The organism is Corallococcus sp. AB032C, assembly GCF_003668935.1.
GTDB classification, from domain to species: Bacteria; Myxococcota; Myxococcia; order Myxococcales; family Myxococcaceae; genus Corallococcus; species Corallococcus exiguus.
Genome location: NZ_RAWP01000164.1, coordinates 1 through 14,793, shown reverse-complemented (window position 1 = coordinate 14,793; position 14,793 = coordinate 1). Strand labels below are relative to the sequence as shown.

General features: G+C 71.0%; 14 protein-coding genes. 9 read left to right on the top strand and 5 right to left on the bottom strand.

Annotation, left to right across the window (positions count from 1 at the left end; all coding sequences use genetic code 11):
• Positions 1–97 precede the first annotated feature (97 nt).
• Together D7X99_RS39285 and D7X99_RS39280 are read left to right on the top strand one after the other, a co-directional pair.
• Entirely contained in the window at positions 98–1,585 is a 1,488-nt protein-coding gene (locus D7X99_RS39285) for a glutamate--cysteine ligase (RefSeq protein ID WP_121782219.1), read from the top strand.
• A 120-nt stretch (positions 1,586–1,705) separates the two neighbouring features.
• Entirely contained in the window at positions 1,706–3,172 is a 1,467-nt protein-coding gene (locus tag D7X99_RS39280) for a hypothetical protein (protein ID WP_121782218.1), read from the top strand.
• Between the two features lie 28 nt (positions 3,173–3,200).
• On the opposite strand, the gene D7X99_RS39275 is transcribed toward D7X99_RS39280, so the two are convergent.
• The 3 genes from D7X99_RS39275 to hemG all read right to left on the bottom strand — a co-directional run bounded on the left by D7X99_RS39275 (position 3,201) and on the right by hemG (position 6,685).
• Complete coding sequence (locus D7X99_RS39275) at positions 3,201–3,974, bottom strand: LytTR family DNA-binding domain-containing protein (RefSeq protein ID WP_121782217.1); 774 nt, start codon at positions 3,972–3,974, stop codon at positions 3,201–3,203.
• Positions 3,971–5,029, bottom strand: coding sequence for a sensor histidine kinase (locus tag D7X99_RS39270; protein WP_121782216.1), 1,059 nt, complete (start codon positions 5,027–5,029; stop codon positions 3,971–3,973). The genes D7X99_RS39275 and D7X99_RS39270 overlap by 4 nt, the downstream gene beginning before the upstream one ends.
• Positions 5,030–5,284: 255 nt before the next feature.
• The gene (gene hemG / locus D7X99_RS39265; RefSeq protein WP_121782215.1) at positions 5,285–6,685 is read right to left on the bottom strand and encodes a protoporphyrinogen oxidase; all 1,401 of its coding nucleotides are present in this window, start codon (positions 6,683–6,685) and stop codon (positions 5,285–5,287) included.
• A 103-nt stretch (positions 6,686–6,788) separates the two neighbouring features.
• Between hemG and D7X99_RS39260 the strand changes: the two genes are divergently transcribed.
• Positions 6,789–7,478, top strand: coding sequence for an SDR family oxidoreductase (locus D7X99_RS39260; protein ID WP_120576571.1), 690 nt, complete (start codon positions 6,789–6,791; stop codon positions 7,476–7,478).
• A 5-nt stretch (positions 7,479–7,483) separates the two neighbouring features.
• Here the strand turns inward: D7X99_RS39260 and pdxH are convergent, their stop codons facing one another.
• Positions 7,484–8,083, bottom strand: coding sequence for a pyridoxamine 5'-phosphate oxidase (pdxH, locus tag D7X99_RS39255; RefSeq protein WP_121782214.1), 600 nt, complete (start codon positions 8,081–8,083; stop codon positions 7,484–7,486).
• A 71-nt stretch (positions 8,084–8,154) separates the two neighbouring features.
• Here pdxH and glgA point away from each other — a divergent pair, with 71 nt between their 5' ends.
• From glgA to D7X99_RS39240, 3 genes are read left to right on the top strand one after another with little or no spacing between them, the layout of a single operon-like run.
• Entirely contained in the window at positions 8,155–9,588 is a 1,434-nt protein-coding gene (gene glgA / locus D7X99_RS39250) for a glycogen synthase GlgA (protein ID WP_121782220.1), read from the top strand.
• A gap of 36 nt (positions 9,589–9,624) precedes the next feature.
• Positions 9,625–10,542: a serine/threonine-protein kinase gene (locus tag D7X99_RS39245; RefSeq protein ID WP_121782213.1), complete on the top strand. Its 918-nt coding sequence runs from the start codon at positions 9,625–9,627 to the stop codon at positions 10,540–10,542.
• The gene (locus D7X99_RS39240) at positions 10,542–11,033 is read left to right on the top strand and encodes an LEA type 2 family protein (RefSeq protein ID WP_121782212.1); all 492 of its coding nucleotides are present in this window, start codon (positions 10,542–10,544) and stop codon (positions 11,031–11,033) included. Before D7X99_RS39245 ends, D7X99_RS39240 begins: the two co-directional genes overlap by 1 nt.
• Positions 11,034–11,049: 16 nt before the next feature.
• Here D7X99_RS39240 and D7X99_RS39235 read toward each other — a convergent pair whose 3' ends face one another.
• Positions 11,050–12,411 (bottom strand): hemolysin family protein, encoded by a 1,362-nt coding sequence (locus D7X99_RS39235; protein WP_121782211.1) that lies wholly within the window; start codon positions 12,409–12,411, stop codon positions 11,050–11,052.
• A 55-nt stretch (positions 12,412–12,466) separates the two neighbouring features.
• On the opposite strand from D7X99_RS39235, the gene D7X99_RS39230 reads away from it, so the two are divergent.
• The 3 genes from D7X99_RS39230 to D7X99_RS39220 all read left to right on the top strand — a co-directional run bounded on the left by D7X99_RS39230 (position 12,467) and on the right by D7X99_RS39220 (position 14,670).
• Positions 12,467–13,270, top strand: a complete 804-nt coding sequence (locus D7X99_RS39230) for a hypothetical protein (RefSeq protein WP_121782210.1) — start codon at positions 12,467–12,469, stop codon at positions 13,268–13,270.
• 63 nt (positions 13,271–13,333) lie between these two features.
• Positions 13,334–14,338 (top strand): hypothetical protein, encoded by a 1,005-nt coding sequence (locus tag D7X99_RS39225; protein WP_121782209.1) that lies wholly within the window; start codon positions 13,334–13,336, stop codon positions 14,336–14,338.
• Between the two features lie 56 nt (positions 14,339–14,394).
• Complete coding sequence (locus D7X99_RS39220; RefSeq protein ID WP_233614099.1) at positions 14,395–14,670, top strand: DUF1016 N-terminal domain-containing protein; 276 nt, start codon at positions 14,395–14,397, stop codon at positions 14,668–14,670.
• Positions 14,671–14,793: the final 123 nt, after the last annotated feature.

Sequence of the window (14,793 nt, the reverse complement as noted above, 5' to 3'; positions counted from 1 at the left end):
CACGTGGGGGCGGGTGGGGTTCCCTGGTGCGTTGCGGCGTCCAGCGGCTGACACCGCGCGTGCCAGTGCGCCGCGTCGTGCCAATCGTGGAGGGCCTATGGGACTGGCCATCCAGCAGGAGGAGTTCACGCCGGAGGAGCACACGCGGTTCGTGGCGCGGCTCGCGGAGAGCCTGGAGGCGCTGCGACAGGTGCTCCGGCGTCCCGGCTTCGGCGTGGGGCCCGCGACGATGGGCGCGGAGCTGGAGGTGGCGCTGGTGGACGGCGCGGGTTCGCCGCTGCCGGTGAACCAGCAGGTGCTGGCGAAGTCGAAGGACGACCGGCTGACGCTGGAGCTCAACCGCTTCAACATGGAGATGAACCTGCGCCCCTCGTTGCTCGCGGGGCGGCCGTTCACCGGGCTCCAGGCCCAGCTGGACGAGGTGTTGGCGGAGTTGCGGCGCGCGGCGGCGACGGAGGGCGCGCGCGTGGCGACGGTGGGAATCCTGCCCACGCTGCGGCAGGCGGACCTGGGGAAGAACGCGCTCACGCCGCAGGCGCGCTACCGGGCGCTGGCCTCGGCCATCCGCAAGCGGCGCGATGGGCCCTTCCAGGTGGCCATCGCGGGCGACGACACGCTCAACCTCGCCTGGGAGGACGTGACGCTGGAGGGGGCGAACACGTCGCTCCAGTTCCACCTGCGCGTGGACCCGGAGGACTTCGCGCGCGTGTACAACGCCGCGCAGCTGGCCACCGGGCCGGTGCTGGCCGCGTGCGGAAACTCGCCGCTGTTCCTGGGCAAGCGGCTGTGGGAGGAGACGCGCGTGGCGCTCTTCCAACAGGCCACCGACGACCGGAGCGACAGCGACGAGGCCGCGCACCTGCACCCGCGCGTGACGTTCGGACACGGCTGGGTGCGCGAGGGCCTGCACGAGCTGTTCGCGGAGGCCGTGGCGCTCCATCCGGCGCTCCTGCCGGTGATGGGGCAGGAGTCCCCGCTGGAGGTGGTGGCCGCCGGGGGCTTGCCGAAGCTGGAGGAGCTGCGGCTGCACCAGGGGACGGTCTGGTCGTGGAACCGGGCCATCTATGATCCGCACGGGGAAGGCCACGTGCGCATCGAGTTCCGCGCGCTGCCGTCCGGCCCCACGCCGGTGGACATGGTGGCCAACGGTGCGTTCCTGCTGGGGCTGACGCTGGGGCTCGCGGAGCGGGTGGACGCGCTGCTCCCGGCGCTGCCCTTCTGGCAGGCACGGCGCAACTTCAAGCAGGCGGCGCATTACGGCCTGGGCGCGAAGCTGCTGTGGCCGGCGGAGACCGCGCCCAGCCCTCGGGTGATGCCCGCGGTGGAGCTGGTGAAGCAGCTCTTGCCCGTGGCGAGGCGCGGGCTGCTGGAGGCCGGGGTGGAGGCCTCGGAGGCGGACGGGCTCCTGGACATCATCGCCCGGCGCGTGGCGCTTCAGCGGACCGGGTCGCGCTGGCAGCGGGCGGTGTTGGAGCGGCTGGAGGCCCACATGCCTCGGCAGGACGCGCTGGCGGCCCTGCTGGAGCGCTACCTGGAGCTGTCCGAGGAGGGGCTGCCGGTGCACACCTGGCCGGTGGATCGCTGACGGCTCAGAGCCTGGGAGCCTGGGGGCCTTGTCGGGACGGGGCCGTCGCGGTGAATAATCCGGCCATCCTGAAGGTCAGCCGGCGGGGCCTCGTGCCTCGCGCTGAAGGGTGCCGTTCCCGTGATTGCCTCGCTCCTTGCTTCGTTCCGCTCCGGCGCCCGCCGGAAGTCCTTCCTCGTCCCCGCGCTGCTGTGCGCGGGGGCACTGACCGCGTGCTCGACCACCCGGGGCCACGCCAACGACCTGGCGGAGAAGGGCCGCTTCGTCGAGGCGGCCGAGGTCTATGTGAAGCTCGTCAATGACGAGCCCAACAACCCCGAGTATCGCGCGTCGTTGGATGACCTGCGCTGGCGTGGCCTCTCGCAGCTGCTCACCCAGGCGCGTCAGGCGCGGGTGGAGGGGCGGGACGAGGACGCGGAAGTGAATCTGGAGCAGTTCTTCACCTACAAGGTGAAGTGGAACTCCAAGCTGGATGGCGGCATGGAGAGCTCGCTCCTGGAGGAGATGGCGGGCACACACCGGCACCTGCGCCAGCTCATCATCGACCCGGCGAAGCTGGGCAACGCGCTGACGGCGGAGTCGCACCTGGACCGCAAGCGCACGCTCCTGGCCCCACCGGAGATGGCGCCCATCCGCCGCGACGTGGAGGAGGCGGTGGCGCAGGGCGGCGCGGCGACGTGCGGGAAGCTGAAGCAGTCGCTGTCCGGCGGCGCGCAGCACTGGACGGAGCTGGTGTCGCGCTACTGCGGGCACTACCAGCAGTCCGCGCCCCGCGCGGGGATGTTCCCGGAGGCGCTGGGCGTGCCCACGTGGCAGGCGTCCGTGGATGGCATCAGCGATGACGTCGTGCAGTACCTGATGACGCGGCTGTCGGGCGCGTTCGAGGCCTCGCCCTGGTACTCGGAGGCGTCCCCGCGTCACGCGCCGATGACCATCGCCGGGAGCCTGCGCGAGCGGCGCACCGTCGAGCCCGTGCAGCTGACGGCGCCGTGGACGGAGCGCGTGCCGTACACGGACCACGAGGACCGCACCGCGACGGCGGAGGTGCCGTATTCGGTGGAGGAGTCCTACGAGGAGAAGGGCGTGATGAAGAAGCGCCTGGTCCGCCAGACGAAGACGGTGGAGTACAAGACGACGGTCGAGGTGACGAAGTACCGCGACGTGTCGCGCTCGTTCGACTACCACGCGCAGCGGCGGGGCGTGGAGTACAGCTTCGCCGTGGTGGCCCAGGGCATCCTCCAGGAGCAGCACGCGCCGCTGGCGGTGAAGGCGGAGAACTCCATCGAGGCCTCCGGCTACGAGCACAACATCACCTTCGAGCCCGGCGGCGTGCGCCCGCAGGTGTTCCAGCGGCCCAACAAGGAAGGCTGGCTGGACGGCCAGCTGCGCGGCTACGAGCAGACCTTCTTCGCGTCGCTCATGTCGCGCTGGCAGGACGCGTTCTGCGATGCGCCCGCCTTCGCCGTGGAGGATGCGGCCCGCTGCGCGCGCGGCGGCGTGGAGTTGCCCGGCCCCGCGAAGCAGGCCCTGACGGACACGCTGGGCGACGACGCGGCGCAGGTGCACCGGCTGTTCGTCTGGAACTGAAGGCCCCCCCGCCGCGGAGGGCGTGGCTTCAGCCCTCGTCCTCCGCGCCCTTGCGCAGGCCCAGCATGCGTCGCAGCTCTCGCGCGGACTGGCGGCTCACCTCCACCGAGTGACCTCGCGCCGTACGCGCCAGATAGCCGCCCGTCTCCAGCGGCTCCAGCCGCGTCACGTGGGACAGGTTGAGCAGCGCGCGGCGGTGCACCCGGTGGAAGTGCTCCGGGGGCAGCTTGTCCGCCAGCTCGTTGAGCGTGAAGTCGGTGAGGTAGTCGCCCTGCGCGGTGAACACCGTCACCAGCTCGTCCTCCAGTGACGCGTGGGAGATGGCGTCCGGCGACACCAGCACCAGCCCCTGCCGCGTCGGGATGGGCAGCCGCGTCAGTGCCGGCTTCTCCGCCGCCGCCGTCGGCGCCGTCGCGGTGGGCACCTTCACCCGCGCCGGCAGTCGCGCCCGCGCGCGCTCCAGCGCCTTCTGCAGCCGCGCAGCCTCCACGGGCTTGAGGACGTAGTCCACCGCGCCATGCTCGAAGGCGTTCACCGCGTGCTCCGCGTGGGCGGTGCAGAAGATGACGTGGGGCCCGCCTTCCGGCAGCAGCGCCATCGCGTCCAGTCCGCTCAGGCCCGGCATGTGGATGTCCAGCAGCACCACGTCCACGCCGCCCGCGCGCACCGCCGCGAGCACCGAGTCCCCATCCACCGCCTCGCCGCGGACGCTCACGTCCGGCAGCGCGGCCAGCAGGCGCGACAGGCGCTTCCGGGCCAGCAGTTCATCGTCGGCGATGAGGACGCGCAGGGGCTCTCTCACGTGAGGACTCCGGGTTGGGGGCCCTGGCGGGGCAGGGTGACGGTGACACGGGTGCGCCCGTCGGCGCTCTCCAGGGACAGGAGCGCGTGGCCTCCGTAGGCCAGCGCCAGCCGCCGCTCCACGGTGGGCAGGCCCACGCTGCCCTCGCGCGGGCCCTTGGACGCGCCCGGGTTGTAGAGGGTCACCACCACCGCCCCCTCGCGCGTGGAGACCTCCACGCTCAGCGGGCCCCGGTGGCCGGCCGCCGGGCCGTGCTTCACCGCGTTCTCCGCCAGGGGCAGGAGCAACAGCGGCGGCACGGGCACGTCCGAAAGCCCGTCCGCCACGTCCATGCGCAGCTGGAACAGGTCCGGGTCTCGCAAGAGGTGCAGATCGAAGAGCGTGCGCATCAGCTCCAGCTCCTGCGACAGCGGCCAGGTGACGCTGCGCACGCCGGCGAGCACCGAGCGGAGCATCGTGGACAGCCGCAGCACCGCGGCCTCCGCGACGGCGCCGTCCTCGCGGCACCACTCCGCGATGGCGTTCAGCGTGTTGAAGAGGAAGTGCGGATCCAGGTGGCTGCGCAGCGCCAGCAGCTGCGCCTGCTCCGCTTCCCAGGCGAAGCGGGTGGCGCGGGCCCGCTCACGGGCCAGCGTCTCCTCGAAGCCGATGTCCCGCCCCAACCCCCAGCCCGCGACGAGGAACAGGCCGCCGCAGATGGCCAGGTTGTACGGCTCCGACAGGAACATGTCCTGCATCAGCGTGACGCGCGGCAGGGCGTAACCCACCGACAGCACCACGCCGCTGCCCACCGCCGCGTAGAGCAGCAAGCGGATGCCGCCGTGGCTCAGGTCCAGCCCTTCCGGGAACAGCACCCGGTACGACACGGGCGCCACCGCGACGCACATCAGGCACAGCAGGAGGCCAATCCAGAACGCGCGAGGATCCACGCTCCATCGCACCTGGGCCGCGAGCAGCGGAATGGAGACCAGGACGATGGGGGCCAACCGCCACGGCGCGACGAGCGCGCGCAGCGTGGCGCGAACGATGGAGCCTTCCGGCGACGTCTCCTGCATGCGGAGGCGGAAGGCTACACCGTCCCGCGTCCTAGCGCTGGGGGACGGGCGCGGGGACGAGGTCCAGGACGAACGTCCCGGCGAGGACAGCGGGGAAGAAGAGGACGGCGAGCACGAACAAGAGCGGCGAGCGCAGTGAGAACATGGGGGGCTTCTCCAGTGTCCATGAAACATGCCCACGAACTCTGGCATCGACCCAGGGCCCCTCCAGGGAGGGTTGCCCCCGGCCGTCGCTGTCCCGGGGTGAGCGGTCGCTCAGGCGCTCCGGGTGGCCCCCGCCGCCAGCCCGCCCAGCGCGTCCGCCAGCCGCGCCGCCTCCTTGAGGCAGTCGTTGACGCCCACGCCCCGGTACGCGTTGCCGGTGAGGTGCAGGCCGGGCCAGCGCTTCAACCGCTCCTCCATCGCCGCCAGGCGCTCCAGGTGGCCCACGGTGTACTGGGGAATCCCGCGCGGCCAGCGGAACACCGCCGTCAGCTCCGGCGTCGCGGTGAGCCCCGCCATCGTCTTCAGCTCCTCGCGAGCCAGCGCCACCAGCGCGTCCTCATCCCGGGAGACGACCTCCGGACGGCGAGCGCCGCCCATCAAACACGTCAGCAGCACGCGCCCGCCCTCCACGCGGAAGGGGAACGTGGTGGAGACATGGATGGTGCCCAGCATCGCGGTGCCCTCCACCGCCGGCACCAGGAACCCGAACCCGTCCGGCTTCGGCACCGTCCCCGGCGCGAAGCCCAGGTGCACCACGGCGATGGGCGCGTACGGGATGGCGTCCGCCTTCTCCGCCAGCTCCGCGTCCAAAGGGCGCACGAGCGAAGCCGCCACATGCGCGGGCACCGCCAGCACCACGTGCGACGCGCTCAGCTCCGCTGGCTGGCCCCGCTCCTGGTACCGCACCTTCCATCCGTCCGCGGCGCGCTCCAGTCCCTCCACCTTCGCGTCGGTGCGCACGCTGTCGCCCAGCGCCTTCGCCAGCGCGTCCACCAGCACGCCCAGGCCGCCGTCGAACGTGCTCATCTGTCCGGTGAGCCCGGGGCCTGTCTCCACCGCGCCCGCGCCCTTCGCCTGTCGCGCCGCGCGCTGCGCACGGATGGCGCCCAGGATGAGGCTGCGGTGCTCCCGCTCGAACTTCACGAGTTGCGGGAACGTGGCCTCCGCGCTGAGCTGCTCCGGGTCGCCCGCGTAGGTGCCCGTCTGCATCGCGTCCAGCAGCACCGCCGTCGCCTCTCGCCCCAGGTGGCGCCGCCCCAGCCGGGCCAGGGACTCGTCCGCACCCGTGGGGTTGCGTCCGCTGAACAGCTCCCCCACCACCCGCAGGCGGGAAGCAAGGGGGAGGATGTCGGATTTCAGGAACGCCGGAGGCGATGTGGGCAGGGCCCGCAGGGCGCCGCGTGTGTAGATGTAACGGTTTTTTGCCGCTGCATCCGCCGAACGAATCCGGGATGACACTCCGAGCACGTCCGCCAGTTCACGCGTCGTGGGCTCCCGGTCCAGGAAACTGTTGGGTCCGGCCTCCAACACGTAGCCCTCGCGGGCGTGGGTCTGCACGTTTCCACCCACGCGTGACGTCGACTCCAGCACCACGGCAGCAGTACCGCGAGCCCGCAATTGGTAGGCCAGCGCCAGTCCGGTGATGCCTCCCCCAATGACCGCGACCGTCATGTCGACCTACTCCCGAGCTTGTCGTGAGGTGAGCAACCCCGGGCGCCTTAGTGCGAAGGCAAGAGCTTTGCCAAGGAGAGCCTCCCGGCGCGTTAATAAAGGCATGCGCTATGTCATCACGGGAGCGAGCCGTGGCATCGGTTTCGAGTTCGTGCAGCAATTGCTGCGGCGGGGAGAAACGGTGGATGCGGGGGTGCGTGCTCCGGAACTGGCGCGCCGGCTGGAGCCGCTGCTGCTGGAGGCCGGCAGCCGCCTGAGGATCCATCCACTGGATGTCACCCGCGCGGAAAGCGTCCAGGCCTTCGCGGAGCGCATCTGCCGCGAGCCGGTGGACGTGCTCATCAACAACGCGGGCGTGTCCGGCCAGTGGGTGGGGCTGAATGAGTTGGACTACGAGGACCTGGCGCGCACCATCGAGGTGAACGCGCTCGGGCCGCTGCGCATCACCTCCGCGCTGCTGCCGGCGCTGCGGCACGGCGCGGGGCGCAAGGTGGCGCACGTCACGTCCCGCATGGGGTCGCTCTCCAGCAACACGGAGGGCGGCGCGTACGCCTACCGCATGTCCAAGGCAGCGCTGAACATGGGCGTGCGCTCCATGTCCAACGACCTGCGCCGCGAAGGCCTGGCGTGCGTGCTGCTGCATCCGGGTTGGGTGCAGACGGACATGGGCGGGCAGGACGCGCCGCTGCCGGCGGAGGAGTCCGTGCGCGGGATGCTGCGGGTCATCGACAGCGTCTCGCTGGAGCACTCCGGCCGGTTCTTCGACTACGAGGGCGCGGAAGTGCCCTGGTAGTTGCTTCAGGGGAACAGCAGCTGCGTCTTCCAACCCGCGCCGTCGCGCAGGTACACGTTGCGCTCGTGCAACCGGCTGGGGCGGGCGTGCCAGAACTCGATGCGGTCCGGCACCACGCGGAAGCCGCTCCAGTGCGACGGGCGCTCCACCGCGCGGCCCTGGAAGCGCGCCTCCACCTCCGCCACGCGCTGCTCCAACAGCTCGCGCGAGGGCAGCTCTTCACTCTGGAGGCTGGCCCACGCGCCAATCTGGCTGCCGCGCGCGCGGCTCTGGAAGTACGCGTCCGCCTCCGCGTCCGTCACCTGCTCCACCCGGCCCTCGATGCGCACCTGCTGCTCCAGGGGCTGCCAGAAGAAGCACAGCGCCGCGTACGGATGCGCGGTGAGCTGACGGCCCTTGCGGCTGTGGAAGTTGGTGAAGAAGACGAAGCCCCGCGCATCGAAGTCCTTGAGCAGCACCACGCGTGAGCTGGGGCGGCCCTGGTCGTCCACGGACGCGACCACCATGGCGTTCGGGTCCACGGGGATGGCGGCCTTCGCCTGGGCGAAGAGGTCGGCGAAGCGCTGGATGGGGTCGGGAGGGATATTCGTCACGCGGCGCACCATAGGAAACACGGCCCCGGCGCGCACGTTCGCGGTTGACTCCCTGTCGGGACTCGCACGCAATGGCGGGACTCATGAAGATCCTCTTCATCGCCTCGGAGGTCACCCCCTTCTCGAAGACGGGGGGACTGGGCGACGTGGCCGGGGCCCTGCCCACGGCGCTCGCCGGGCTGGGGCACGACGTGAAGATCGTCACGCCCCGCTACCAGGACGTGCGCAACACCGGACACTTGCTGCCCACCGGCCAGTCCCTGGTGCTGCGCTTCCCCTTCGGTGAAACGGGCGGCCCCATCCTGTCCGCGCGCCTCTCCGAACGCCTGGAGGTCCTCTTCCTGGAGAACGAGGCCTTCTACGGCGGCCGCAAGGGCCTCTACGGCGACGCGGGCAGTGAGTTCGCGGACAACCCCCGCCGCTTCGCCTACCTGTGCGTGGGCGCGCTCCAGGCCGCGCAGCGCCTGCGCTTCTTCCCGGACATCATCCACCTGCACGACTGGCAGACGGGCCTGGTCCCGGTAGCCCTGCGCCGCGGCTTCCAGGGCACGCCGCTCGCGAAGGCGAAGTGCGTCTTCACCATCCACAACCTGGCCTACCAGGGGCAGTTCCCCAAGCGGACCATGGAGGACCTGGGGCTGCCGTGGGACCTCTTCACGCCGGAGGGCGTGGAGTTCTACGACCACGTCAACTTCCTCAAGGCGGGGCTCGTCTACTCCGAAGCGCTCACCACCGTGTCGCCCACCTACGCGCGCGAAATCCAGACGCCGGAGCAGGGCTACGGGCTGGATGGCCTGCTGCGCCGCCGCTCGCACGCGCTCACCGGCATCATCAACGGCATCGACGCGCACGAGTGGAACCCCCAGACGGACTTCTTCCTGCCCGCGCGCTACGGCCCGGAGGACATGACGGGCAAGGCGGTGTGCAAGCGCGCCCTGCTGGAGCGCTTCGGCCTGCCCACGGAAGGCAACGCGCCGGTGTTCGGCATCGTCAGCCGGCTGGCGTGGCAGAAGGGCGTGGACCTGCTGCTGGAGACGCTGCCCGCGGCGCTCCAGGGGGATCTGAAGTTCGTGGCGGTGGGCAACGGCGACCCGACCCTGGAGGCGGGCCTGAGGGCGCTGCAGTCCCGCCACCCGAAGCAGGTGGGCGTGCACATCGGGTTCGACCCGGCGTTGTCACATCTGGTGGAAGCCGGGTCGGACTTCTTCCTCATGCCCAGCCGCTACGAGCCGTGCGGCCTGAACCAGATGTATTCACTGCGCTACGGCACGGTGCCCATCGTCCGGGCCACGGGTGGACTGGTGGACACGGTGGAGGGGGGGCTGGACGGCAACGGCATCCTCTTCGAGTCCTTCCACCGCTCGGCGCTCCTGGCCGCCATCCGCCGGGCGCTCTCCCTGTACGCGGACCCCTCACGGCTGGGGGACTTCCAGGTGCGGGGCATGGGGAAGGACTTCTCCTGGACCGCGTCCGCCCGGAAGTACGAGGCCCTCTTCACGTCACTGGTGGCGGAATAGTGGGGCCGCTACCGGATCCGCGTTAAACTTGGCCCCGTGGCGGAAGCTCCTGACCTGGGTGGCTATGAAGTGGTCGGCCGGCTTGCGGTCGGAGGCATGGCCGAGGTGTATCAGGCGCGTCCCCGTGAGACGACCCAGCGCTCCCCGGGCGAGCCCGACGAAGTGGTCATCAAGCGGCTGCACCCGTCCTTCCGCAACGACCCCGCGTATGTGAAGGCCTTCGTCGACGAGGCGAAGCTGACGGTGCGCCTGCGCAACGCGCACATCGTGCGGACGTTCCGGCTGTTCCGCGCCGGGCCGGACTACCTCATGGTGCAGGAGCTCGTGAGTGGCCGGACGCTGGGCTACATGCAGGAGCTGCTGATCAAGGCGGGCGCCGCGATGCCGCCGGAGTCCGCCTGCTACATCGCGTGGTGCATCCTCAAGGCGCTGGATTACATCCACCGCGCCAAGGTGGGGGAGAACGGCGCCACCATCGTCCACCGCGACGTGAACCCCGCCAACGTGCTGCTGGGCGTCCAGGGCGACGTGAAGCTCACCGACTTCGGCGTGGCGGAGGTCGAGGGGATGATCCGCGGCGACTCCGGCGCGCTGCGCGGCACGCTGCCGTACATGAGCCCGGAGCAGGTGCTGGGGCAGGCGGTGGACGCCCGCACGGACCTGTACGCGGTGGGCGTCATCCTCTGGGAGCTGTGGGCCGGCCGCCGCCTCTTCACCGGCGACAACGAGGCGCAGCTGATGCACCAGGTGCGCGACGCGCGCGTGCCGCTGCTCTCCACGCTGTCTCCGGACCTGCCGGACTACGCGGCGCGGGTGGCGCGCAAGGCGCTGTTCGCGGACCGGGCCCGACGCTTCCAGACCGCGGGGGAGTTCATCAAGGCGCTGGAGGTCCTGGCGCGCCGCGCGGGCTGGCCCCTGACGGTGGAGGCGCTGCAGCCTCTGTTGGGCGGCTGATGCGCTCGCGCCGGGCGGTGCTCGGGCTGGGCCTGGCCGGCATCTGCTGCCTGTCCGGCTGCCTGGGCGTGGTGCCCTTCCGCCCGCGCGCCTACGACGAGGCGGTGCGGGTGGAGGCGATGGACGTGGCCTTCACGCGCGACGGCAGCGGGGCGCTCACGCTGAAGCTCCGGGTGGGGAACCCGTCCTCGGACGCGGCCACGCTCACCCGCGTGGACTTCGACCTGCGCGTGGACGGACGGCGCGTGGCCACGGGTGAGCAGGTGATGGGCGTGCCCCTGGACGGCAAGGGCGAAGTCCCCCTGGAGGTCTACTTCCCGCTGGCCGTGGCGCGCGGCGGCGGCCGTCCAGAGCCGGGCTCGCACGTGGTGCGGGTGGAGGGCGGCGTGGTGCTGCGCTTCGGCGGCTCCGAGCGGCGCGCGCCCTTCCGGGACACGCGCTCGCTGGACCTCGCGTGGGTGCCGGGCGGGGAGTCCAGCCCGGCGCAGTGAGCCCTGGAGACGTCCCTCAGCCCTTGGCGTCTGAAGCCGTGCCGGAGTCCGGGGACTGTCGCGGCGAGCCTCCCTGGCCGTCCGAGAGGCCGGGCACGACGCTCTTGAGGCGGGACATCCGCACGCGGTCGATGCGGGCGCCCTCCTTGGTGGCCACGACGAACTGCCAGCCGTTGTAGGTGAAGCGCTCGCCCACGTCGGGCAGGTGGCCGGCGAGCGAGGACAGGTAGCCGCCCAGCGTGTCGAAGTCGCCCTCTGGCAGCGGGAAGCCGAAGAGCTTGGTGAACTGATCCACCTCCATGGCGGCGTCCACCAGCGAGCTACCGTCGGCCATCTTCTCGACGAGCTTCTCCTCCACCTCGAACTCGTCGCCGATGTCGCCCACGATTTCGCGGAGGATGTCCTCCAGGGTGACGACGCCCATGAAGCCGCCGTACTCGTCGACGACCATGGCCATGTGGATCTTCCGCTTCTGCATGTCGCGCAGCAGGTCGCCCACGGGCTTCATCCACGGCACGAAGTGGGCGGGGCGGATGACGTCCTGCAGGACGATGAGCTCCGGATGCTGGAGCAGCGGGATGAGGTCGCGCGCGTGCAGCACGCCGACGATGTGGTCCACGTCGTCCTTGTAGACCGGGATGCGCGAGTGGTTCTCCTCCGCCAGGATGCGCAGCACTTCATCCGGCGGGGTGGTGACGTCCACGGAGATGACGTCCGTGCGGTTGACCATCACGTCGCGGCAGCGCTTGTCGGACAGCTCGAAGATGGAGCGGATGAGCTGCGGGGCGCTCTTGTCCACCTCGTTGCGCGCGGCCTGGGCGGCGAGCAGCTTCTCCAGCTCCTCCAGGGGCGGGGGCGGCGGCTCGAAGCGCAGGGTGCGGCCCATGGTGCGGGCGCCCAGGTTGAGCAGGCCCAGCATGATGCGCATGGGCGGGTAGAGCACCGTCACCAGCAGGGACACCAGGCCCGACAGGCGCAGGGCCCAGCGCTCCGGGTTGCCGTTGGCCAGACCGCGCAGCGTCACCTCCATGAGGCTGGCGAGCACGCCCACGAAGAGGGCGCCCGCGCACACCGTGGCGATGGGCACCCAGGTGGCCTCGGCGTAGCGGCTGAAGTCCAACAGGCGCGGCGGGACGAAGGCGCCAATGGCGGCGGCGAGGAAGCCGGACAGCACCATGCCCAGGCGCAGGGCGGTGGCGGCGGGCTCGCGCTCCGTCTTGTGACGGAGCACCCGGCGGGCGGCGACGCTCTGGCTCTCCTCCGCGAGCTCCTGGGCGCGCAGGTCGGACGTCCCATAGAGCGCGGACTCCGCGGCGGCGACCAGGGACCTCATGAAGCAGAGGGCCAGGCAGGCGACCCAGAGGGTCCAGGTAGGCATAGGGGTCCGTTCTTATCCCGTGCTAGAGGGGCATACCACCCTGGCGGGAGGCACCATGCGGGGACGTCGGATGTACGTCATTGGCGGACTGCTGGGCGCGCTGGCGGCGCCCTCGGCGGCCCTGGCCTGGCCGGTGGACCAGGCCCTGACGCTGGAGCCCGGCAAGGAGACCTTCCAGAAGCTCACCGCGGTGGACTGGGCGGAGTCCGACGCGCCCAACGTCGTCACGGCGGAGGCGCTGCCCCAGAGCGGCGAGCTGCTGCTGACGCCCCACGCCGCCGGCATCGCGCGCGTGTTGCTGTACGCGGAAGGGCGCTTCGCGGTGTGGCGGGTGATGGTGGGGCCCATCGAGCTGCAGAACACCGGAACGGAACTCGCGGCGGCCAGGAAGGCGTGCCCGGACCTGAAGGCCACGGAAGGCGTGGAGCGGAGCCTGACGGCGACGGTGAACGACACCGCGTGCCGGCTGGCGCTGCGCACGTTCCTCAAGACGCACGCGTACCTGGCGAAGGAGTTGGAGCTGACGTTCGCGGTGCCGCAGCTCCAGGCGCAGCTGGAGGACTTCGAGGCGGGCATGCCGCCGGGGCTGACGGTGCGCTACAGCGGCGCGGGGCTGGTGCTGTCCGGGAAGACGGACCGCGATGGGCACCGCAAGGCGCTGTGGGAGCTGTTCAGCCGCGCGGTGGGCCGGGTGCCGCTGGAGGACCGCACGGAGGTGGAGGCGCCGCCGAAGCCGGACGACGCCGCGAAGCAGGAGGCGCTCGACGCGACGGTGTCGGACGTGCCGGGGGATGCAGGGGTGCCGCCGGCGCCGCCTCCGCCGGTGAAGCGCAAGGCTCCGCCCAAGAAGCCGCGCTGAGCTTCGGAGGGCGCGCCGGAGGGCATCCGCTTGCGGTATGACCGTGGGTGGAGGTCCGACGGAATGACGAACGGAGTGAAGTGCGCGGGGTTCGCGTTGGTGCTGGCGCTGACGGTTGGGCCGGGGGCCGCGTGGGCGCAGGTGGATGAGGATGACGGCTCGGCGGTGGTGGTGGACCTGCCGGAGATAGACCGGGGCTGCCCGGTGAAGCCGGAGTTCCTGCCGATGACGCCCATGGGACAGGTGGGCATCGACCGGCTGGGCTGGCTGGTGCACCAGGCCATCATCCCGCCCTCGAAGGACAAGTTCTTCCAGGCGGGGGCGCGAAGCCGCTCCGGGGTGAAGCCGGTGCCCATGGACCAGGCGAAGAAGCTGGGCGCGCTGGACACGACCAAGGCGCCCATCTGGGTGTTCGGCAAGGAGAAGTCGAAGGCGTGCAAGGGCACGCCCATCGCGTACTGGGCGGTGCGGATGGGGACGGACGAGGACCGCCAGACGTACCTGATGGCGGAGCTGGCGATGGAGTGTGAAGTGCTGCCGCCCGGACGGCTCGCGGGCACGCCCGTCGCGCTCCGGCAGAAGGACGAGCCCACGGGGTGCGTGCTGCGCCGGCCCAACCGGAACCACACGGGCAAGGAGATGGACGGCATTCCCCCGGACTACGCGGAGCACATCCCGCCGCAGGACTGCGCGGCGCCGGAGTGCGCGCGGCTGTGGGAGTACTTCGGCGTGACGGGCGAAGAAGGCGAAGGCGCGTTCGACCTGACGGTGTCCTATCTGCACCGCAACGGCAGCAACCCGTGCAACTGGGCGACGGACGACCTGTCCATGTTGTTCGTGCGGGGGCGGGAGAGCACGGCGCTGACGCCGCTCAAGCCGGGAGGCCAGCTCTTCGGAGGCCTCTGGGACTTCAGCGGCCCGCGCTTCATCCTGAGCCGGGAGATGGGTGTGCTCTACGCGTACGACTACCAGAAGCTGAAGGCCGCGCCGAAGGCCGTGCGCTACGGGAGTCCCACGGAAGAGGACCTCATCCACGCGAAGCGCACGCTGTCTCCGTGCAAGAAGTAGCCGCGCTCAGGCTGTGAAGCCAAAGCCCCTGGACGCTGCTGTCAGCCCTCTTTCGCATGACGAAGAAGTCCTCCTCGAAGAAGCGCCTCACTCGTACGAAGCCCGCCGCCACCAAGGCGACGGCGCTCGCCGTGCCTCGTGCAAAGCGGGCGATCGTTGACGGCGGAGATATGCGGTTCGCCGAGATCATCGTGCTCATTGAGGCGGCCCGACGACGCGCGTACCAGGCGGTGAACACGGCGCTGGTGGCCCACTACTGGGAACTGGGCGAGTACATCAGCCGGAAGATCGCCAGCGCCGAGTGGGGCGACAGCATCGTCGAGGAACTGTAAGAGTTCGCCGTGCCCCGTCGTGACGGGCTCCAGCCTTTCGTGAGACCTCCTGCCGCTACATGCCAGGAGGTGGTCCGTGGAGTTGGAAAAGGAGTTGGAGCAGTTCCGCCAGGAGGCGCAGCG